We start from the raw sequence: 20,554 nt of genomic DNA on the forward strand, positions 1-20,554 counted from the left end.
CGCGGGCCGCCGGGAGGCGACCGGCGCGTCCGCGGCGGACGGCCGGCGGAGGGTCAGTGCGCGGCGGGCCCGGCCGCCACGTGCAGGACGTGCAGCGCGCCCGGCACCACGTCGACCCGCAGCGGCAGAGGACCCAGGTGCTCCCCGTCGGCGAACGCGTGCGGCGGGGTCGCGCCCGCCTCGGTCGCCGCGACCGTCACCGACGTCGCGCGCAGGGTCCCGACCCCGGGGTTCGCCAGGTGCCGCCCCGCGTACATGCCGGGGAAGATGCGCGTCGCGCCCCAGCGCCCGAACGGGCCCGCGACGACGACGTCGAGCAGGCCGTCGTCGAGCGCCGCGCCCGGCGCGATCCGGATGCCGCCGCCGATGCGCGGCCCGTTCGCGACCGACACGAGGGCGCCCGGCGACTCCCACACCACGGTCCGCCCGCCCTGCGCGTCGGGGGCGTCGGGGCTCGTCCCGAGGGCGGCGCCGTCGCGCAGGAGGGGCGCGCCAGCGAGCAGGTCGGGCAGCTCGTCGCCCGCGGGCACGCCGCGCAGCGTGACGCGGTACCCGTACGGGCGGTACCGGGTGATCTCCGTGAGGGCCGAGCGCGCGTACCGCGACCGCCCGCGCGGCCACGTGGCCGCGTTCGCGTGGGCGTTGACGGCCGCGTCGATCCCCGCGGAGAGCACGCCCGCGTACCAGCGGGGCGCAGCCAGGTGCTCGCCCGTGACGCGGGCGGCGTCGACCGCGCGCACGGACGGCCGGGCGCTCGCCGAGGACTCGGTGCTCGCGGCGGTGCCCAGAGCGGTGAGGAGGGCGTCCACGCACCGGTCCGCACGGGTCGTGGGCAGCCCGAGGCCGTGCGCGAAGTCGTTGCCCGTCCCGACCGCGACGATGCCGAGGGGGATCCCGGTCCCGGCGGTCGCGTTGACGCCGAGGTGCACCATGCCGTCCCCGCCGACGACGACGAGGGCGTCCACCCCGGGTCGGGCTCCCGCACCGCCCGCGCCGCGCACGGCGGCGTCGGCCGACTCCTGGGCGAGGGGCAGGCTGGGCGCGCTGAGGTCGACGACGTCGTGCCCGGCCGCGCGCAGCGCCTCGGCGGTGCGCGCGCCCGCGGTGCGACCGCGGCCGCGCCCGGCCGTCGGGTTGACGACGAGCGCGACCGTGCTCATGCGCGTCCCCCGCGCCCGGCAGGGCGCGGCCGGGGCACGGCGCTCACAGGGCGAGCCGTGCGGCGTCGCGGCTGTCGACGCGCCGGTCGTGCAGGACGCTGACGCCGTACGCGGCGAAGTAGAGCGCGCAGACGGGCAGAGCGACCGTGAACATCGTCAGCACGTCCGGCGTGGGCGTCATGATGGCGGCGAACAGGAACGAGATGAGCACGGCCCACCGCCAGCCCGCCAACCACGTCGAGGCGCGCACCACGCCCATCGTGTTGAGCGCCACCATGACCACCGGCACGAGGAACGCGATGCCGAACGCCAGCATGAGCCGCATGACGAACCCGAGGTACATCTGCGCGTTGATGAGGTTCGCGCTGCCGTCGGGGACGAACTCGTTGAGCAGCGCGACCGCGCGCGGCAGCATCACCCAGGCGAGTGCGATGCCGCCCAGGAACAGCGGTACGGCGGCGCCGATGAAGCCGAACGCGTACCGCTTCTCCTTCGACGTCAGCCCCGGCGTGATGAACGCGAAGAGCTGGTACAGCCACCACGGGCTCGTCAGGATCACACCCAGGAACAGGGAGACCTTGACCTTCATGTCGATGGCGGTCGCCACGCCCTCGAAGTTGAGGCCCGTCAGGACCTCTCGCCGTTCGGCAGCGTCGATCAGCGGCTGCTGGAGCGCCTGAAGCACCGGGTCGTACACCATCCATCCGACGACGGCGCCGACGAGGAGGCCTATCGCGGAGAGGAAGAGGCGCTTGCGGATCTCGACGAGATGCTCGCGCAGGGGCATCCGCCCCTCGGGGTCACGGGCTGATCGTGACACCGACTATGCCTTCGGCGTGTCGTCCTGCGTCGAGGACGTCGTGCCTCCCGCCACGGTCGTCGCGCCGCCCGGGGTGGTTGCACTCGCGCCGGACTGCGTCGTGGTGCCGCTCGGCGGCGGCGTCGGCGTCGTCGACGCGTCGTCGTCCTCCCGGAGGTCCTTGACCTCCTTCTTGAAGATCTTCAGGGACTGCCCCACGGAACGGGCCATGTCCGGGAGCCTCTTGGACCCGAACAGCAGCACGACGAGGAGGATGAGGACGACGATCGTCGCGGGGTGACGAAGGATGTTCACGGCGAGAACCTACTACTCGTGGGCGGCAAGGGGCGACGTTGCTCTACGCGCCATCATAGGTCACGCAGTTCGCCCCGACCGGGCCGTGCTCGAAGGGCTCGCAGGCCGGTCAGGCGTTGAACCGGCGCCAGCGGGACCAGACCTGCTCGTCTCGCCGCCGCCGCAGCACGCGCCGCTCCGCCCTCTCAGCGCGGAGCAGGTCCACGCGCTCCTGGAGCCCGACCGGGTCGTCGAACAGGGTCGGCGCGGTCGACGGCTGCGCCTCCTCCAGGGCCCGCGACAGCTCGTCCGCCCGCGCGCTCATGTCCGCCGCGACCTGCGAGGCGCGCGACAGCTCGCGCCCCAGCCCCTTCACGGACCTCCACAGGCGCCGCGCGAGGAAGAACGCGCCCACGAGCGTGCCCACGACGAGCAGCGTCCAGACCCAGAACCACATGCCGCCCACCCTAGCCAGCAGCCCGCTCGCCGGACGCCTCGTCGCCCGCCGCGCCGTCGGGCTCGCCCGGCAGGTGCGCGTACGCGGACAGGGCGGCGCTCGCGGCCTCGCGCACGTCGCGCGCGACCGACGCGGGCTCGACGGCGAGCACGTGCCGCGCCCGCTCCGTGAGGAGCTGGCGCAGCCACACCGGGTTGGTGACGCGCAGGCGCACCTCGAACGCGCCGTCGGGCAGGTTGCGCACGGACTCGACCGGGACCTGCTCGGCGACGGCGCGCGCGGGGCTGGCGAACGTGATCGTCGCGAGCGGGGCGTCGCCGGTGGGGGTGAAGTCGACGTCAGGGTCGACGTCGTGCCCCTCCACGGGCTGGTCCAGCTCGGTGGCGTCAAGGATGCGGTCGACGCGGAACGTGCGGCGCCCCCGGGCGCGGTGGCACCACGCGAGCAGGTAGGCGTGCTCGTCCTGCGTGTGCAGCGACACGGGGTCGACCTCGCGCTCGGACTCCTCGTCCGCGGCCGTCACGTACCGGATCCGCAGGCGGTGTCCCGCGACGAGCGCGCTGGTGATCGCGGCGACCACGCGCGGGTCGCCCTCGGGCGCGAGCTGCACGTCGAGCGCGGCCGCCGCCTCGCCGGTCGCGTCGGTCAGCTTGCGCAGCACCGACTCGACGACGCCCGCGCGCTCCGGGTCGGCCTGCACCGCCGCGGTCTCCCGCATGGCGCGCAGCGCCGCGATGAGCGCGACCGCCTCGCGCGTGCCGAGCCGCAGGGGCCGCGTCATGCCACGCGCCTCGGTGAGCCGCACGACGCCGCGCTCGATCGAGTCGGCGTCGAAGTCGATGAGGTCGTCCGGCCAGTACCCGGGCGTGCCCGACACCCACAGGGCGTCGACGTCGTCCAGGACCTGGCGCTCGCTCACGCCGAAGTGGCGGGCGAGCTCGCCCACCGGCACCGGGCCCGCCCCGTCCAGGTACGCGACGATGCCCAGGAGGCGCACCAGCCGGTCGTCCGCGCGCTCAGCCACGCCCCGTCACCTCCGTCGACCCCGCGCCCTCGCCCGCGCCGGCCCCGACGCCCTGCGCGGAGCCCAGCGCCGCCGCGTCCCGCAGCCGCCGCACGACCGCCGCACGCAGGTCGGGCGGCCCGATCACCAGCACCGCGTCCCCGTACCCGACGACCTCGTCCGCCAGCGCGTACCGCACGTCGTACGCGACCTCCAGCACGTCGCGGCCCGCGCCGTCGCCCGCCCGCGCGTCCGGCACCGACCCCACGACCGTGCCGCGCGCCCGCAGCGCGCCCGCGCGCTCCGGCACGACCGCCAGGCGCGCGACCCCACCCGCGTCACGCGTGCCCAGCGCCGCGTCCACGTCCACGTCGACCGGCACCTCGAACGCGTCGCGCGGACCCGTCGCCCGCACCCGGCCCTCGACCCGGCTCAGCCGGTACGACCGCGGCGCCCCGCGGTCCAGGTCGAACCCCACCAGGTACCAGCCGCCGCGACGCGCCGCGATCCGCCACGGCTGCGCGCGCCGCGCCCGCACCTCCCCCGTGCTCGCCGCCCGGTACGTGAACGACACCGCGCGCCGCGCCGAGATCGCGTCCATGAGGGTCGCGTACGCGTCGCCCACCGGCCGCACCTGCGGCGCCAGGCCCGCGACGACGTCCATCGCGGTCTCCCCCGCGCCCGCCGCGCGCAGCTTCGTCAGCGCCCGCGAGATGTCCGTCCGCAGCGTCTTGTCCTGCCAGAACTGCGCCGCCAGCGCCAGCACCCCCAGCTCCGCCGGCGTCAGGTCCACCGCGGGCAGCGCGTACGCGTCCTGGTCGATCCGGTACCCCACCTCGTCCGCGTGCCCGCCCGCGTCCACCGTGACGATCGGGATCCCCAGGTCGCGCAACGTGTCCTTGTCGCGCTCGAACATCCGTTCGAACGCGTCCGGAGAGGGCGCGTCGCCGTACCCCGCCACGCTGACGCGGATCTGCTGCTTCGTCATCGAGGCGTTCGTGTTCACCAGCGCGATCACCAGGTTCAGCAGGCGCGCGGCCGGATTCGTCGGCGACGACCCCGACGACGACGGCGCAGAGCCGGGCACGGGATCGGGCGCGACGGAGGGGGGAGTGGGCTCGGACATCGGCACCACGCTAGTCGGTCGATAGGGTGTGCCGCGTGATCACGTGGCGGACCGCGACCGTGGTGTCGCACGCGAAGGCCTGGACCGGCGCCCAGGAGCTGCACGTGCGGCTCCACCACCCCCTCCCCGGGCGGGACGACGACCCCGACGCGACCGTGCGCGCCCTCGCGTACACCCAGCTCGTCGGCACCCCCGACCCCGGCGACCACGTGCTCCTCAACGTCTCCGCCCTCGCGCGCGGCCTCGGCACCGGCGGGTACGCCCTCGTCGTCGGGCCCGCCCAGCCCGGCACCCCCCTCCCGCCCGACCCCGCACCCGGACCCGGCCACCTCGTCAAGGCCCGGTACACCCCCCTCCAAGCCCTCGTCCTCGGCGTCGACGAGCAGGAGTCCCCCCACCACGACACCCTCCGCGACGCCGACGACCTCGACGCCACCCCCGTCGTCGTCGCCGACCTCCACTCCGCCCTCCCCGCCGTCGTCGCCGGCGCCCGGCACGCCGCGGCGCTCGCGGGCCGCCCCGCACCCCGCGTCGCCTACGTCATGACCGACGGCGGCGCGCTGCCCGCCGCGTTCTCCCGCACCGTCGCCACCCTGCGCGAGACCGGCTGGATCGACACCTGCCTCACCGTCGGGCAGGCGTTCGGCGGCGACCTCGAGGCCGTCACCGTGCACACCGGCCTCCTCGCCGCACGCCACGTCACCGGCGCCGACCTCGTCGTCGTCGCCCAGGGACCCGGCAACCTCGGCACCGGCACCCGCTGGGGCTTCTCCGGCGTCGCCGCCGGCGAGGCCCTCAACGCCGTCGCCGCCCTGGGCGGCCGCCCCGTCGCGTCCCTGCGCGTCTCCGGCGCCGACGCCCGCGACCGCCACCTCGGCGTCTCCCACCACTCCCTCACCGCCTACGGCCGCGTCGCGCTCGCCGCGAGCGACGTCCCCGTGCCCGTCCCCACGCCCGACGTCGAGCGGCTCCCCGGGTGGGGCGCCGACCTCACCCGCCGCGTCACCGAGCAGGCCACGACCCTCTCCGCCCCCACCGGGCGCCACCACCTCGTCGACGTCCCCGCCGACCCCGCCCTCCTCGACGCCCTCCACGCCGTCCCCGTCCGGCTCTCCACCATGGGCCGCGGCCTCGACACCGACCCCGCCGCGTTCGTGGCCGCCGCCGTCGCCGGCGTCCACGCGGAGTCGCTACGGCCCGCATGACCGCACCGCAGGGGGACGACCACCGCCGGCCCGGACCGGCACGCTTCGCCGCCGTCGCCGCACTGGCGCTCGCGGCGGTGCTCGCCGCGGCCGTCGGCGCGCCGTGGGGCTGGGAGGCGCCGGGCTGGTTCGACGACGTCGCGCGGGACCCGGTCGCGCCGCCACCGGACACCGCGACGACCCGTGACGCGAACACCGGCCCGGACGACCTCCGGGGCCTGGCCGACACCGGCGGCATCTCGTTCGACACGTACCTGCTCGGGTTCCTGGGCGTGGTCGTGCTCGTGGTCCTCGTCGTGCTCGCGCGCCGGTACCTCCCGGCGCTCCTCGTGCGACGACGCCGACGAGAGCTCCTCGTCACGGCACCCGGCGCCGTCTCCGTCCACGCGGCCGAGGACCCGGTCGTGCCCGAGCTGCGCGAGGCGGTCGACCGGGCGCACGACGACCTGCACGTGCCTGACGTCGACCCGCACGACGCCGTCGTCGCCGCGTGGGTCGCGCTCGAGCGCGCCGCGGAGCGGGCAGGCACCCGACGTGACCCCGCCCAGACCCCGACGGAGTTCACGAGCGCCGTGCTGGCCAGCACCCGGGTGGACGCGGACGCCGTCGCGACGCTCCGAGGCCTGTACCACCGTGCCCGGTTCGGCGAGACGCCGCTCGGTGTGCACGACCTGGAGGCGGCTCGCGCCGCCCTCGCCCGCATCGCGGCGGACCTCGCGCCGCGGGCCGGACTCCCCGCGGACGGGACACCCGACCCGGCCGCGCCCCACGACCGCCCGCTGCGCGACGAGGCACGACGGTGAGGGCGCGCGAGCGCTGGGATCGCCTGCGCCCGGCGGACCGGCACGCCCTGCTCGCCGCCGCCGCCGTCGTCGGGCTCGGCGTGGTCCTCGTGCTGCTCGGGTCGTCGCCCGCGCACGCCCTCATGCTCACGACCCTCGCCGTCGCGGGCGTCCTGCTGTGGCACCGCACCGGCTACGCCGGGGACACCGTGTGGCCGCGCGTCCCCGACGTGCGGCGCGACGGCAACCGGCGCGACGTGTCCGACCTCGGCTGGTCCGTCCTGGGCCGCGACGGCCGCGTCACGGTCACCGCCGCGCGCCGGGTGCGCCACCTCACGGAGCGTCGCCTGGCCCGCCACGGGATCGACGACCTCGCCGACCCCGGCGCCGCGACCGACCTGGCACGGCTCCTCGGTCCCCGCGCGGCGCGCACCGTCCACGGCCTGGTCACCGACCGACGCCTCCCGACGCCCGCGGAGCTCGACACCTGGCTCGCGGCGCTCGACCGGCTCGACCAGACCCCCACCACCCCGGACCGCCCCGACGGAGGGACACCCCGATGACCGCCGACCCCGCCCCCCGCACCGCCGCACCCGCCGCACCCGCCGCAGGCCTCGACGTGCCGACCGTCGCCGCGCACGGCCGCGCCGTCCTCGACGAGGTCGCGACCGCCGTCGTCGGCGCCCGCGAACCCCTCACGCTCGCGCTCGCCGCCGTGCTCGCCGGCGGGCACGTGCTGTTCGAGGACGTTCCCGGGCTCGGCAAGACCCTCGCCGCCCGCAGCCTCGCCCGGGCGCTCGGCCTCGACTTCACGCGGTTGCAGTGCACCCCCGACCTCCTGCCCTCGGACGTCACCGGCTCCTCCGTGTACGACCCCGCGACCCGGACCTTCGAGTTCCGGCCCGGGCCCGTCTTCACCGGGCTGCTGCTCGCCGACGAGATCAACCGCACCGCCCCCAAGACGCAGTCCGCGCTGCTCGAGTCCATGGCCGAGCGCCAGGTCACCGTCGAGGGCACCACCCACGTGCTGCCCCGCCCCTTCCACGTCGTCGCGACGTCCAACCCCGTCGAGCACGAGGGCACCTACCCGCTCCCCGAGGCGCAGCTCGACCGCTTCATGGTGCGCCTGTCCGTCGGGTACCCCGCGCGCGACGAGGAGCGTGAGGTCCTCACCCGCCGCATCGCCCGCCGCCACGACGACCCCGTCGTCCGCCAGGTCGTCGACCGCGACACCGTCCTCGCCATGCAGGCCGCCGTCGAGCAGGTCGACGTCCACCCCGACGTCATCGCCTACTGCGTCGACCTCGCCACGGCCACCCGCACCCACCGCGACCTCGAGGTCGGCGCGTCCCCCCGCGGGTCCCAGAACCTCGCCCTCCTCGCCCGCGGCGTCGCCGTGCTCGACGGGCGCGACGTCGTCCTGCCCGAGGACGTCAAGCGCGTCGCCGTCCCCGTGCTCGCCCACCGCCTCACGCTCACCCCCGGGGCCTGGGCCGCCGACCTGCGGCCCGAGACCGTCGTCGCCGGCATCCTCCAGACCGTCCCCGGCCCCGCCACCGTCGGCGACCGCGGATGAGCACCCCCACGGCGGACCGCGACGACCCGCCCCGCTGGCGCACCACCGTCCACCTCGCCGCCGGCGTCCTCCTCGGCACCACCCTCCTCGCCCTCGGCGTCCTCTTCCGCCGCCCCGACGCAGCCCTCCTCGGGCTCGCACCGCTGCTCGGCGCCGTCTGGGGCTGGACCCACCGACCCCACGGGCCCGTCACCGTGCGGGTCGTCCTCGACACCGACGCCCCGGCCGGGACCCTCGCCGCCCGCACCGTCGCCGACGTCCCAGCCGGGGTCGAGCTCCTGCGACTGCGGGCCCTCGCCCCCGGCGGCCTCGTCACCGAACGCCTGGTCCGCACCACGACCGGAAACCACGAGCTCACCTGGCACGCACCCTCCGCCCGCACCGGCGTCACCGACACCCTCCGCGTCGACTACGCCGCGTACGGGCCCGACGGCGTCGAGGAGCAGGTCGTCCGCGTCGCCCGCGGCCCGCGCCGGCTCGTCCTGCCCCGCCCGACCCCGCTCGGGCGCCTGCCCCTCTCCTCCCGCCTGCGCGGACTCTCCGGCCCCCACACCTCCCGACGCCCCGGCGACGGCACCGAGCTGCGCGACGTCGACGCCTTCCGCCCCGGCGACCGGCTCCGCCGCATCGACTGGCGCGCCACCGCCCGCCGCTCCCCCACCCTCGACACCCTCTACGTCCGCCGGACCTTCGGGACCGCGGAGGCGACCGTCGTCCTCGTCGTCGACTCCCGCGACGACGTCGCCCCCGACCTCGCCACCTGGAGCGGCGTCGGCGCCCAACGCCCCGACGAGGCCACGTCCCTCGACCTCGCCCGCCACGCCGCCGCCTCCGTCGCCCAGGCCGTCCTCGCCGACGGCGACCGCGTCGCCCTCGACGACCTCGGCCGCCTCGCCCGACCCGTCCGACCCGGCGGCGGACGACGCCACCTGCGCCGCATCCTCCACGGCCTCGCCCTCGCCCGACCAGTCGGCGACCCCTCCGCCCGCCACCGACCGCCCCAGGTCCCCGCCGGCGCCGCCGTCTACCTCTTCTCGACCCTGCTCGACGACGAGGCGCCCCACCTCGCCCGCCAGTGGCACGACACCGGGCACGTGGTGGTCGTCGTCGACGTCCTCCCACCCGTCTCCGTCGCCGAGGTCGACGACCACGTCGCGACCGCCTGGTCCGTCACCCGCCACGAGCGCGCGGACCGCGTCCACGACCTGCGCGAGCGCGGGATCGTCGTCGCACGCTGGTACGACGGCACGCCCGGCGCCGACGGCGCTCGCAGGACGCTCGAGCTCGCGGCACGACGGCTCGACCGGCAAGGGCCCGGACGTCCGAGCCCCACCGGAGCCACCCGATGAGGCGACTCGCCCGCCGCGACGTCGTCACCGCCGGACCGCGCCCTCGCCTCCGGGTCGAGACCGAGCACACCTTCCCCGGGTGGTGCCCGCGCGTCCTCCTCCTCGTCCTCGCCACCGCCTTCGCCGGAGCCTCGCTCCAGACGACCGGGCTCGCGCCGTCGCTGGTCTGGGGAGCCGCGGTCGGCCTCGGGGCCGTCACCGCCTACCTGCCCGCCCCGCCCGTGCCCCACCTGCTCGTTCTCCTCGGCGGGCTCGTCCTGCTCATGGAAGGGGACGCTCCGTTCGACCCCGTCGTGCTCGTCCTCCTCCCGCTGGGTCACCTCGTCCTGCGCACGGCCTGGTGGTCGGACCACGTGCCGCCCGAGGCGCGTGCGGAGCTGCGCGCCGTCGTGCCCGACCTCCGCAGGGTCGTCGCGCTCCAGGCCGTGCTCCTCCTCGTGGCGCTCGCGGTGCAGGCGATCACCGCGGGAGTCGTCGCGTCCGCGGTCGCCACCGCCCTCGGCGGGATCGCCGTGCTGGGCCTCGTGCTGCTCGTCACGCCGCGGGACTGACCTCGCGCTGCGAGCGGCCGGGGACCGCCCGACGATGGCGGGACGGCGCCCGACGCCGTCCCGCCGTCACGGCGGCGACCGCACCCGACCCGAGGAGGCACCCATGGCCGCTCGCTCCGACCTGCCGAAGTACACCGTCCCGTCGCTCACCCCCGAGGAAGGGGCGAAGGTCGCCGGGATCCTCCAGGAGCGCCTCCACGCGCTCAACGATCTTCAGCTCACGCTCAAGCACATCCACTGGAACGTCGTCGGACCCCACTTCATCGCGGTGCACGAGATGATCGACCCGCAGGTCGACGCCGTCCGCGCGATGGTCGACGCCGTCGCGGAGCGCATCGCGACCCTGGGCGTCTCCCCGAAGGGCACGCCCGGCGCCCTGGTCGCCGAGCGGAGCTGGGAGGACTACTCGCTCGGCCGCGCCTCGACCATCGCCCACCTCGGGGCGCTCGACGAGGTGTACGTCGGGGTCATCACGGCGCACCGCGAGGCCGCGTCCGCGACCGAGGAGCTCGACGACGTGACCAACGACCTGCTCATCGGGCACCTGCACGACCTCGAGCTGTTCCACTGGTTCGTCCGCGCGCACCTCGAGTCGACCGGTGGTGACCTCTCCACCGACGGGGCGCGCACCGAGACCGGTGCGGCGCGCAAGGCCGAGCAGGCGGCCGCCGGCCAGCCCTGACGTCCGCTCCCCCGCCGGACTGCTGCTCCGCAGCACAGAGCCGGCCGCACGCCGCGGTCCACCCGACGCGGCGTGCGGCCGTCCTTTCTGTGCTCTGTGGTGAGGTTCCTACGGAGGTGGGGTCGGTCATGGTCGCTTGGCACACTATTTTTTCCGAAAGTGACGTAGGCTCGTCGGATGAGCGACAACACTCCCCGGCGGCCCGCCGTCCGCCAGCTCCGCCTCGTCGTCGAGGCAGCCGACTACGACGCCGCCCTCGCCTTCTACCGCGACGTCCTGGGCCTCCCCGAGCGCATCGCGTACGCCGACGGCGAGGACGACCGGGTGGCGATCCTCGACGTCGGGCACGCGACGCTCGAGATCGCGAACCCTGCCCACAAGCGGGCGATCGACGACGTGGAGGTCGGGCGCCAGGTCGCAGGCCACCTCCGGGTCGCGTTCGAGGTCGACGACGCGCGGGTCGCCACCGACCGTGCGGTCGAGGCCGGGGCGGAGCTCGTCGCTCCCCCGACCCGCACCCCGTGGGGCTCGCTCAACTCACGGCTCGACGCCCCCGCCGGCCTCCACGTCACCCTGTTCCAGGAGCTCGGCGGCGAGGAGGGCGTCCCGCCCGGCGTCGTCGCCGAGCCCGGGGCCCGCGACGATCCCGCTGCCGACGGGCGCTGACGCCTCGACCCACGCGCGTCGGACCTGCTCGAAGCGCGTCGGCAGCGGCGCCCGAACGGCGCCGTAGCGGGCGTTCGTCCGGTGCACGAACCGCCGCCACGAGAGCACGAGACCCTGCTTCGTGATGGGCAGGCCGCTCGACACCGTGACGCCGTTGTCGTGCGTGTGGTGCACCGTGAGCAGCAGCGCGCGCGGCACCGATCCCTCGAGGTCCGCCGCGAGCACCTCCCGCACGGCCATCCAGCGCCGCAGCACCACGACGACGCTCGCGCTGAGCACGTGCTCGCGGACCGTACGGTGCTTGCCGTGCGTCAGGACGACCCTCCCCTCCCCCGCGCGCGCCGTCGCGGGACCGAGGTCGATCGCGTCCGCGGTGCAGCGCAGGAGGTCGCCGTACCGGGCGCCCGTCGCGCGCGTGAGGCCGGCGATCACGGCGAGCCGCACCGTCTCCGGCTTCGCCGACTCCACCATCGCCTCGGTGGCGAGCGTCCGCCACACCCACTCGGCCTCGTCCAGCGAGACCGTCGGTCGGGGATAGCGAGACGGCGAGGCCGCGGGGCGGGCGGCCGCCTCGTCGGAGCCGTTTTCGGGTGGGACGGTGGCGTCGGTGGTCACGGGAGCAAACCTAGCCGCTTGGCACACTATTACCCTCCAACGCGCCGAGAGCGGCTCGCGGAGCGACCAACCTGTCGCGCGAGATTGAATACCTATGCAGATTGGCGCATACTTTGAGCATGTCCAAGGTTCTCACCTCCCTCCCCGTCGGCGAGCGCGTCGGGATCGCGTTCTCCGGCGGCCTCGACACGTCCGTCGCCGTCGCCTGGATGCGCGACAAGGGCGCCGTGCCCTGCACCTACACCGCCGACATCGGCCAGTACGACGAGCCCGACATCGCGTCGGTGCCGGGACGCGCGACGGCGTACGGCGCCGAGGTCGCGCGCCTGGTCGACTGCCGCGCGGCGCTCGTCGAGGAGGGCCTCGCGGCCCTGGCCTGCGGTGCGTTCCACATCCGGTCCGGCGGGCGCGCGTACTTCAACACCACTCCCCTCGGGCGGGCCGTCACCGGCACCCTGCTGGTGCGCGCGATGCACGAGGACGACGTGCAGATCTGGGGCGACGGGTCCACCTTCAAGGGGAACGACATCGAGCGGTTCTACCGCTACGGCCTGCTCGCGAACCCGGCCCTGCGCATCTACAAGCCGTGGCTCGACGCCGACTTCGTCGCCGAGCTCGGGGGCCGCAAGGAGATGTCGGAGTGGCTGCTCGCCCACGACCTCCCCTACCGCGACAGCACCGAGAAGGCCTACTCGACGGACGCCAACATCTGGGGCGCGACCCACGAGGCCAAGACGCTCGAGCACCTCGACACCGGCATCGAGACCGTCGACCCCATCATGGGCGTGCGGTTCTGGGACCCTTCGGTCGAGATCGCGACCGAGGACGTGACGATCGGCTTCGTCCAGGGCCGTCCCGTCACGATCGACGGGCGCGAGTTCGAGTCCGCCGTCGACCTGGTGAACGAGGCCAACGCGATCGGCGGCCGCCACGGCCTCGGCATGTCGGACCAGATCGAGAACCGCATCATCGAGGCCAAGAGCCGCGGCATCTACGAGGCGCCCGGCATGGCGCTGCTCCACGCCGCGTACGAGCGCCTCGTCAACGCGATCCACAACGAGGACACCCTCGCGCAGTATCACGCCGAGGGCCGCCGCCTGGGCCGCCTCATGTACGAGGGCCGCTGGCTCGACCCGCAGGCGCTCATGATCCGCGAGTCGCTCCAGCGCTGGGTCAGCACCGCCGTCACGGGCGAGGTCACGCTGCGCCTGCGCCGCGGCGAGGACTACTCGATCCTCGACACCACCGGGCCCGCGTTCAGCTACCACCCGGACAAGCTCTCGATGGAGCGCACCGAGGACTCCGCGTTCGGCCCCATGGACCGGATCGGCCAGCTCACCATGCGCAACCTCGACATCGCCGACTCGCGCGCGAAGCTCGAGCAGTACGCCGGGATCGGCATCGTCGGCACCGCGCACGCGGCGCTCATCGGGGCAGGGGCCGGGGCGACGACGGAGCTCATCGGCGCGATGCCCGAGGGCGGCGCCGAGGTCATCGCGTCGCGCGGCATGGCCGAGGGCGACGACGCGCTCCTCGACCGGGCCGCCATGGAGTCGGGCACCGACTGACGCCCCTCCTCGCTCCACGGACGCCCGGGTCGGGATGCCGACCCGGGCGTCCGCGCGTCCGTCGCCCTCAGGAACCGTGGCCGCGCACGGTTAGGCTCGCGGGATGAGCGCGGGCATCGGTGAGCTGTGGGGCACGATCGCCGGACCGGTCGACCACGAGCTCGTCGTCAAGAAGTCCCGGTTCCTCGCGCACCTCTCCCCCGTCGCGTCCGTCGCCGACGCGGACGCCGTGATCGCCCGCATCCGCAAGGAGCACTGGGACGCGCGACACCACTGCGTCGCCCTCGTCGTGGGCGCGCACGCCGACCAGCAGCGCTCCACGGACGACGGCGAGCCCTCCGGCACCGCGGGCGTACCGATGCTCGAGGTGCTGCGGCACCGCCAGGTCACCGACGTCGTCGCGGTCGTCACGCGCTACTTCGGCGGCGTGCTGCTCGGCGCGGGCGGGCTCGTCCGGGCGTACTCCTCCGCGGTGAGCGGGGCGCTCGACGTCGCACGGCGCGTGCGCCGCGCGGTGCTGACCGAGGTGCGCGTCGACGTCCCGCACGCCGACGCCGGCCGCCTCCACGGCGTCCTGCGCGACTGGGCCGCCCAGCACGACGGCTCGCTCGACGCCGTCGCCTACGGCGCCGAGGCGCAGTTCACCGTCCTCGTCCCGCCCGCCGAGCTGGCCCGGTTCGACGCCGACCTCGCCGCCGCCACCTCGGGCACCCTCACCGCCCAGCGCGGCACGGACCGCGTCGTCGACCTCCCCGCCTGAGCACAACCGGCGAGGGAGAACCCTGGTTGCCCGACCACGGCCCTACCTCGCGCGACCACGGCTCTACCTCGCGCGACCACGGCTCTACCTCGCGCGACCACGGCTCTACCTCGGGAGAGCACGGCTCTCCCTCGGGAGACCCGAGTCCGGTCTCGGTGTCAGTCGCTGACCCCGTCCGGACCGACGACGGCGCCGTCGGGGACGCGCGAGGAGCCGCCCGGGTCGGCGAGCTCGGCGTCGCCGGTGACGGTGACCCCCGAGCCGAAGGCCCAGTCGCCGCGGACGGTCAGCGAGCGCGCTGCGCGCAAGGAGGGCGTGCCGTCGTCGAACCGGGCGTCGAACGCGGCGATGGTCTTGTAGTAGGCCGGGTCGAGGTCGACGAGCGGCGCGTCGGTCCGGGCGACGAACCGGTACCGGTCGTCGAGGTCGTAGACGTCGGAGCGCAGGACGAGGAGGTCGTTCGTCGTCTTGACCGGCAGGAAGCGGTCGCGCCCGACCTCGATGGCGAGGGCGCTGTCGAACACCTCGACGGCGGCGCCCATGGCGGACTCGATCTGCACGACCTCGGTCGACGACGGGTCGGTCGGGTCGACGGTCTTGGTGTTCTTGATGAGCGGGAGCTCGAGCACGCCGCCGGTGCGGTCGAGCTCGGCCGCGAGCGCCTCGAGGTCGAACCAGAGGTTGTTGGTGTTGAAGTACCGGTGCGTGCTGATGTCGGCGGCGGCGTCCTGGTCGCCGGCCGGGGTCTGGGCGGTCTCGCGCAGGACGAGGCGTCCGTCGCTGCGGCGCACGACGAGGTGGCCGCCCTTGCGGTCGGCGGGGGTGCGGCGCGCGACCTCGGCGGCGAAGGGGGCGCCGCTGGCGGCGAACCAGCCGGCCATGGCGGCGTCGGGCGCGGCGCCGAGGTTGTCGGAGTTGGAGACGCTGGCGTACCGGTAGCCGGCGTCGAGGAGGGCGCGGAGGGCGCCGGAGGCGTAGAGCGCGGTGTAGAGGTCGCCGTGGCCGGGCGGGCACCACTCGAGCTCGGGGTCGGCGGGCCAGTCGACGGGGGTGAGGTCGTCGGCGCGGAGCTTGGGCTCGCGGTTCTGGAGGAAGTCGAGCGGGAGGCCGGTGACGGGGAGGTCGTCGTGGCGTGCGAGCGCGCTGAGGGTGTCGTCCTGGGTGCGGAACGAGTTCATGAGGAGCAGGGGCAGGGTGGCTCCGGTGGCGTGCCGGGCGGCGCGGACCTGGGCGACGATGACGTCGAGGAAGGTGAGGGGGCCGCTGTCGGGGCGCTGCGGGTCGGCGTCGCGCACGGTGAGGAGGGACTTGGCGCGGTCCATGCCCATGGAGGTGCCGAGGCCGCCGTTGAGCTTGACGATGGCGGTGCGCCGGAGGGCCTCGCGGGCTGCGTCGTCGGGGACGTCGAGCGCGTCGCGGCGGGTGACGTCGGTGAGGGGCTCGACGTCCGCCTCGGGGATCATGCCGGTCGCGCCGGACTCGAGGAGCCGGTAGAAGCGGGCGAAGACGTCGATGGCGGCGGGGGCGACTCCGGCGTCGCGCATGCGGTCGGTGGACTGGGTGAGGCCCTGGCTGCTCATTCCCCGATCGTAGGGGTGGGGGCCTGCTCGGGGCAGGGCGGCGGGAGCCCGCCGCGCTCGGGTGAGACGCGGGTCACACGCCTACCGTGGAGGGATGGCGGACGGGTGGCCCGGCCGCGTGGCGACGTGGTTGGGGTCGTGGTTCTGGGCACCGGACTACGACGTGGCGCGCGAGGTGCTCCAGCGGGGCACGGCGGCGGTGCTGGTGGTGGCGTTCGTCGTGGTCGTGCGGCAGTGGCGGCCGCTGCTGGGTGAGCACGGGCTGCTGCCGGTGGGACCGTTCGTAGCGCCGACGTCGTGGCGGGACGGGCCGAGCGTGCTGCGGCGGTGGCGCTCGGACCGGTTCGTGGTGGGGATGGCGTGGTGCGGCGTCGTGCTCGCGGGGCTGCTCGTGGTGGGGGTGCCGCAGCGGGGACCGTGGTGGGTGACGACGCTCGCGTTCCTGCTGCTGTGGGTGGGGTACCTGTCGGTGGTGAACGTCGGGCAGCGGTTCTTCGGGTTCGGCTGGGAGTCGCTGCTGTGCGAGGTGACGTTCCTCGTGGGGTGGCTGGGGTCGTCCGGCGGTGGCACGGCTCCCCCGGCGCTGGTGCTGCTGCTCGCGCGGTGGTGCTTGTTCCGGGTCGAGCTGGGTGCGGGGCTCATCAAGATCCGCGGCGACCGGGTCTGGCGGGACCTGACGGCGCTGTACTACCACCACGAGACGCAGCCGCTGCCCGGACCGTTCTCGTGGCACGCGCACCACCTGCCGCGGTGGTGGCACCGGGTGGAGGTGGCGGGGAACCACGTGACGCAGCTCGTGGTGCCGTTCGCGCTGTTCGCGCCGCAGCCGGTGGCGAGCGTGGCGGGCGGGGTCGTGGTGCTCACGCAGGCGTGGCTGCTGGTGACGGGGAACTTCGCGTGGTTGAACTGGCTGACGGTCGTGCTCGGGCTGGGCGTGGTGAGCGACGGCGCGTGGGCGGCGGTGGGGTCGTGGCTGGTGCCGGCGCTCGGGAGCGGGGAGCGGGTGCCCGACGGCGGGGCGGGCCTGGGGGGCCCGGCCGCCCTGGTCGTGGTGGTGCTGGGGGTGTCGGCGCTGCTGCTGGTGCTGAGCGTGCGCCCGGCGCGGAACCTGGTCGCGCGCCGTCAGCTCATGAACGCGAGCTTCGAGCCGTTCCGGCTCGTGAACGCGTACGGGGCGTTCGGGTCGGTGTCGCGGCGGCGGGACGAGGTCGTGCTGGAGGGGTCGACGGCCCGCTCCCCGGGCCCGGACGACTGGGTCGAGTACGCGTTCCGCGGCAAGCCGGGCGACGTGCACCGCCGACCGCCGCAGGTCGCGCCGTACCACCTGCGGCTGGACTGGCAGATGTGGTTCCTCGCGCTCGGGTCGCCGGGCACGCGGTGGTTCGAGGTGCTGCTCCTGCGTCTCCTGGAGGCCGACCGCCCGACCCTGCGCCTGCTCGCGGCGGACCCGTTCGCGGAGGACCCCGCCGGCCCGGCCCCGCGGTGGGTGCGGGCCCGCGTGTTCCGCTACCGGTACTCGACGCGCGACGAGCGGCGGCGCTCGGGCGACTGGTGGGTGCGTGAGGAGCGCGGCACGCTCGTCGACCCGATCGACCGCGCACGCCTGCGCCGCCTCCTCGGCCCGGAGGCCTGACGCGGGCGGCTCGGCCGCGCGCGGCCCCCTACTCGAAGCGGGAGGGGTCGCCCGCACCCGCGCGGACGACCTCGGGGGCGCCGTCGGAGAAGTCCACGACCGTCGTCGGCTCGCTCCCCCGCTCGCCGCCGTCGACGACGGCGTCGACGACGTGGTCGAGCTCCTCCTTGATCGCCCACCCGTCGGTGAGCGCCTCCGCGGACCCGGGGAGGATGAGCGAGCTCGACAGGATGGGCTCGCCGAGCGCGGCGACGATGGCCTGCGCGACCGTGTCGTCGGGGATGCGCACGCCGACGGTCTTCTTCTTGGGGTGGGCGAGGCGCCGCGGGACCTCGGACGTCGCGCGCAGGATGAAGGTGTACGGGCCGGGCGTGGCGGCCTTGATGGAGCGGAACGCGGAGTTGTCGACCATGACGAAGTGGCCGAGCTGCGCGAAGTCGGCGCACACGAGCGTGAAGTGGTGCCGGTCGTCGAGGTGGCGGATCCGGCGGATGCGGTCGGCGCCCTCCCGGTCGTCCATGCGGCACCCGAGCGCGTAGCCGGAGTCGGTCGGGTAGGCGACGAGCCCACCGTCCTCGAGGAGGGCGACGACCTGCGCGATCGCGCGCGGCTGCGGGTTGTCGGGGTGCACGTCGAGGTAGCGGGCCATGTTCCGAGCCTAGGCCCGTCCCCCGCGCGGGCCCGGCGCTCGTGCCCGGCGTGCCGCGACCGCGACAGTTACGCGAGCTACCCCGGCAGGTGCGCGGCCACGCGGCGCAGCTCCGCCGGGCTCGCGTTGCCGCCCGAGCACACGACGCCGACCCGACGGCCGGCGAACCGCTCCGGGTCCGCGAGCACCGCCGCGAGCGCCGCCGCGCCCGCGCCCTCGGCGACGGTGTGCGCGGCGGTGAGGTAGAGCGCCGCCGCGCGGTCGATCGCGTCGTCGTCGACGAGGACGAAGTCGGCCAGGTGGTCGCGCAGCATCGCCTGGGTGAGCGCGAACCCCGTGCCGGTCGCCAGGCCTTCGGCCCGCGAGGTGTTGGGCCGCGCGAGGATGTCCCGGGCGCGCCAGGAGTCGTGCGCGGCCGGCGAGGCGGCGGACTGGACGGCGACCACGTCGAGGTCGGGCGCGAGCGCGCGGGCGACGAGGCATGCGGCCGCGGCGCCGCTGCCCCCGCCGACGGGCACGACGAGCACGTCGAGGTCCGGCGCGCGCTCCAGCAGCTCGAGGTACGCGGTCGCGACGCCGGCGACGAGCAGCGGCTCGTTGGCGGCGCTGACGAGCCGGGACCCGTCGTCGGCCGCGAGCGCCGTGGCGTGCTCGCGGGCGTCGTCGAACGTGGTGCCGGCGAGGACGAGGCGAGCGCCGAGGTCGCGCACGGCGTCGGCCTTGGTGGGGTTGGGGTCGGTGGGCATGACGATGGTGCAGGGGGTGCCCGCCGTGCGGGCGGCGTAGGCGACGGCCTGGGCGTGGTTGCCGGTGGAGAACGCGGTGACGCCGCGGGGGCGCTCGTGGGGCGCGAGGCGCTGGAGGAGGTTGAGCGCGCCGCGGACCTTGAACGCGCCGGTGGGCTGGAGGTTCTCGTGCTTGACGACGACGTGGGCGCGGGTGGCGCGGTCGAGGGCCGCGTAGGTGCGCGCCGGGGTGGGGTCGAGGTGCGCGGCGAGGAGGCGGCGGGCGTCGAGGACGTCGCGCATCGTGGGCGGGGCGAGGTCTGCGGAAGCCATGCGTCCACGGTGCCGCGCGGCGTCCCATAGGTCCAATGCCTGTTCTGAGTGGACCGATCGATCGGATCTATGCTTCGTCGGTGAGGGAGTCGAGATGGACCTGACGCGGCTGCGCGTGCTGGCGGCGGTGGCGCGCGAGGGGTCGGTGACGGCGGCGGCGCGGTCCCTGCACTACGCGCAGCCGTCGGTGAGCCACCACCTGGCGCGCCTGGAGGCGGAGGTGGGCGTGCCGCTGCTGGAGCGGCACGGGCGCGGGGTGCGGCTGACGGCGGCGGGGCGGCTCCTGGCCGCGCGGGCGGACGAGATCCTGGGGCGCGTGGGCGCGGCGCGGGACGAGCTGGACGCGCTGGTGTCGCTCTCGGCGGGCCGGGTGCGGCTGGCGGCGTTCCCGTCGGCGCTGGCGACGCTGGTGCCCGACGTCGTGGCGCGGCTCGCGCAGGACCATCCGGGCCTGGGCGTGGGGCTGGTGGAGGCGGAGCCGCCGGAGGCGCTGGACGCGTTGCGGCGTGGCGCGGCGGACGTGGCGCTGGTGTTCGAGCACGACCGCTCCCCGGTCGACGTGGAGGGCCTGCGCGCGGTGCCGGTGCTCGCCGAGGAGCTGTTCCTCGTGCGGGCCGCGGACGACGCGGCACCCCCCGGCGGGGGCGGGAGCGCGCCGGGGGCGGACCCCGTGCTCGTCGACCTCGCGCCGCTCGCGGACGCGGCGTGGATCGCGGGCTGCGAGCGGTGCCGCGCCGACCTGGTGGGCCGGTGCGAGCGGGCGGGCTTCACCCCCCGGGTCGCGTTCGAGACGGACGACTACGTCGCGGTGCAGTCCCTCGTGGCGGCCGGGGTCGGGGTCTCGCTCCTGCCGGCCCTGGCGCTGCGCGCCCACCGCGACCCGCGGGTGCGGACGCACGCCCTGCCCGGGGCAGCGCGCCGGGTGCTGGCGGTCACGTACGGGGAGCGGCCCTCCCCCGGTGCGGCGGCCGTCGTCGACGGTCTGGTGCGCGCCGCGGGGTGAGGCCGCGGCGCGGGTGCGCTCCCCGGGCGCGCGTGGCA

General features: G+C 75.6%; 21 protein-coding genes. 12 read left to right on the forward strand and 9 right to left on the reverse strand.

Annotation, left to right across the window (positions count from 1 at the left end):
• Window positions 1-53 precede the first annotated feature (53 nt).
• From CCE02nite_RS03565 to CCE02nite_RS03590, 6 genes are all read right to left on the reverse strand, one after another.
• Window positions 54-1,160, reverse strand: coding sequence for a diacylglycerol/lipid kinase family protein (locus CCE02nite_RS03565; protein WP_141388231.1), 1,107 nt, complete (start codon window positions 1,158-1,160; stop codon window positions 54-56).
• Between the two features lie 43 nt (window positions 1,161-1,203).
• Complete coding sequence (gene tatC / locus CCE02nite_RS03570) at window positions 1,204-1,947, reverse strand: twin-arginine translocase subunit TatC (RefSeq protein ID WP_141388427.1); 744 nt, start codon at window positions 1,945-1,947, stop codon at window positions 1,204-1,206.
• 36 nt (window positions 1,948-1,983) lie between these two features.
• A complete protein-coding gene (gene tatA / locus CCE02nite_RS03575; RefSeq protein WP_141388233.1) occupies window positions 1,984-2,274 on the reverse strand; it encodes a Sec-independent protein translocase subunit TatA in 291 nt (96 codons plus the stop codon).
• Between the two features lie 109 nt (window positions 2,275-2,383).
• A complete protein-coding gene (locus tag CCE02nite_RS03580; protein ID WP_141388235.1) occupies window positions 2,384-2,710 on the reverse strand; it encodes a hypothetical protein in 327 nt (108 codons plus the stop codon).
• 10 nt (window positions 2,711-2,720) lie between these two features.
• Window positions 2,721-3,734, reverse strand: a complete 1,014-nt coding sequence (locus tag CCE02nite_RS03585; RefSeq protein WP_141388237.1) for a helix-turn-helix transcriptional regulator — start codon at window positions 3,732-3,734, stop codon at window positions 2,721-2,723.
• Complete coding sequence (locus CCE02nite_RS03590) at window positions 3,727-4,839, reverse strand: helix-turn-helix transcriptional regulator (protein WP_141388239.1); 1,113 nt, start codon at window positions 4,837-4,839, stop codon at window positions 3,727-3,729. The genes CCE02nite_RS03585 and CCE02nite_RS03590 overlap by 8 nt, the downstream gene beginning before the upstream one ends.
• A gap of 35 nt (window positions 4,840-4,874) precedes the next feature.
• Between CCE02nite_RS03590 and CCE02nite_RS03595 the strand changes: the two genes are divergently transcribed.
• The 10 genes from CCE02nite_RS03595 (at window position 4,875) to CCE02nite_RS03645 (ending at window position 14,593) form a co-directional block, all read left to right on the forward strand.
• Complete coding sequence (locus tag CCE02nite_RS03595) at window positions 4,875-6,044, forward strand: DUF3866 family protein (RefSeq protein ID WP_141388241.1); 1,170 nt, start codon at window positions 4,875-4,877, stop codon at window positions 6,042-6,044.
• On the forward strand, window positions 6,041-6,847 hold the full coding sequence (locus CCE02nite_RS03600) for a DUF4129 domain-containing protein (RefSeq protein ID WP_141388243.1): 807 nt from the start codon (window positions 6,041-6,043) through the stop codon (window positions 6,845-6,847). The genes CCE02nite_RS03595 and CCE02nite_RS03600 overlap by 4 nt, the downstream gene beginning before the upstream one ends.
• On the forward strand, window positions 6,844-7,389 hold the full coding sequence (locus CCE02nite_RS03605; protein WP_141388245.1) for a hypothetical protein: 546 nt from the start codon (window positions 6,844-6,846) through the stop codon (window positions 7,387-7,389). The genes CCE02nite_RS03600 and CCE02nite_RS03605 overlap by 4 nt, the downstream gene beginning before the upstream one ends.
• Entirely contained in the window at window positions 7,386-8,402 is a 1,017-nt protein-coding gene (locus CCE02nite_RS03610; RefSeq protein ID WP_141388247.1) for an AAA family ATPase, read from the forward strand. Before CCE02nite_RS03605 ends, CCE02nite_RS03610 begins: the two co-directional genes overlap by 4 nt.
• On the forward strand, window positions 8,399-9,751 hold the full coding sequence (locus CCE02nite_RS03615) for a DUF58 domain-containing protein (RefSeq protein ID WP_141388249.1): 1,353 nt from the start codon (window positions 8,399-8,401) through the stop codon (window positions 9,749-9,751). The genes CCE02nite_RS03610 and CCE02nite_RS03615 overlap by 4 nt, the downstream gene beginning before the upstream one ends.
• Complete coding sequence (locus tag CCE02nite_RS03620) at window positions 9,748-10,302, forward strand: hypothetical protein (protein WP_141388251.1); 555 nt, start codon at window positions 9,748-9,750, stop codon at window positions 10,300-10,302. The genes CCE02nite_RS03615 and CCE02nite_RS03620 overlap by 4 nt, the downstream gene beginning before the upstream one ends.
• A 103-nt stretch (window positions 10,303-10,405) precedes the next feature.
• Window positions 10,406-10,984 carry a Dps family protein gene (locus CCE02nite_RS03625; protein WP_053370840.1) on the forward strand — a complete coding sequence of 193 codons (579 nt, stop codon included), beginning with the start codon at window positions 10,406-10,408 and terminating at the stop codon, window positions 10,982-10,984.
• Window positions 10,985-11,161: 177 nt separating this feature from the next.
• Window positions 11,162-11,650, forward strand: coding sequence for a VOC family protein (locus tag CCE02nite_RS03630; RefSeq protein ID WP_141388253.1), 489 nt, complete (start codon window positions 11,162-11,164; stop codon window positions 11,648-11,650).
• A gap of 734 nt (window positions 11,651-12,384) precedes the next feature.
• Window positions 12,385-13,833: an argininosuccinate synthase gene (argG, locus tag CCE02nite_RS03640; RefSeq protein WP_141388255.1), complete on the forward strand. Its 1,449-nt coding sequence runs from the start codon at window positions 12,385-12,387 to the stop codon at window positions 13,831-13,833.
• A 103-nt stretch (window positions 13,834-13,936) separates the two neighbouring features.
• Complete coding sequence (locus CCE02nite_RS03645) at window positions 13,937-14,593, forward strand: YigZ family protein (RefSeq protein ID WP_141388257.1); 657 nt, start codon at window positions 13,937-13,939, stop codon at window positions 14,591-14,593.
• Window positions 14,594-14,751: 158 nt separating this feature from the next.
• Here CCE02nite_RS03645 and CCE02nite_RS03650 read toward each other — a convergent pair whose 3' ends face one another.
• On the reverse strand, window positions 14,752-16,173 hold the full coding sequence (locus CCE02nite_RS03650) for a UTP--glucose-1-phosphate uridylyltransferase (RefSeq protein ID WP_141388259.1): 1,422 nt from the start codon (window positions 16,171-16,173) through the stop codon (window positions 14,752-14,754).
• A 94-nt stretch (window positions 16,174-16,267) separates the two neighbouring features.
• On the opposite strand from CCE02nite_RS03650, the gene CCE02nite_RS03655 reads away from it, so the two are divergent.
• On the forward strand, window positions 16,268-17,806 hold the full coding sequence (locus CCE02nite_RS03655) for a lipase maturation factor family protein (RefSeq protein ID WP_141388261.1): 1,539 nt from the start codon (window positions 16,268-16,270) through the stop codon (window positions 17,804-17,806).
• 28 nt (window positions 17,807-17,834) lie between these two features.
• Here the strand turns inward: CCE02nite_RS03655 and CCE02nite_RS03660 are convergent, their stop codons facing one another.
• A complete protein-coding gene (locus CCE02nite_RS03660) occupies window positions 17,835-18,455 on the reverse strand; it encodes an L-threonylcarbamoyladenylate synthase (RefSeq protein ID WP_141388263.1) in 621 nt (206 codons plus the stop codon).
• 77 nt (window positions 18,456-18,532) lie between these two features.
• Complete coding sequence (locus tag CCE02nite_RS03665) at window positions 18,533-19,513, reverse strand: threonine ammonia-lyase (RefSeq protein WP_141388265.1); 981 nt, start codon at window positions 19,511-19,513, stop codon at window positions 18,533-18,535.
• A 94-nt stretch (window positions 19,514-19,607) separates the two neighbouring features.
• On the opposite strand from CCE02nite_RS03665, the gene CCE02nite_RS03670 reads away from it, so the two are divergent.
• Complete coding sequence (locus CCE02nite_RS03670; protein WP_141388267.1) at window positions 19,608-20,516, forward strand: LysR substrate-binding domain-containing protein; 909 nt, start codon at window positions 19,608-19,610, stop codon at window positions 20,514-20,516.
• The last annotated feature ends 38 nt before the right edge of the window (window positions 20,517-20,554 follow it).

Origin of the sequence: Cellulosimicrobium cellulans (genome assembly GCF_006539945.1) — a bacterium.
Taxonomy (GTDB): Bacteria; Actinomycetota; Actinomycetes; order Actinomycetales; family Cellulomonadaceae; genus Cellulosimicrobium; species Cellulosimicrobium cellulans.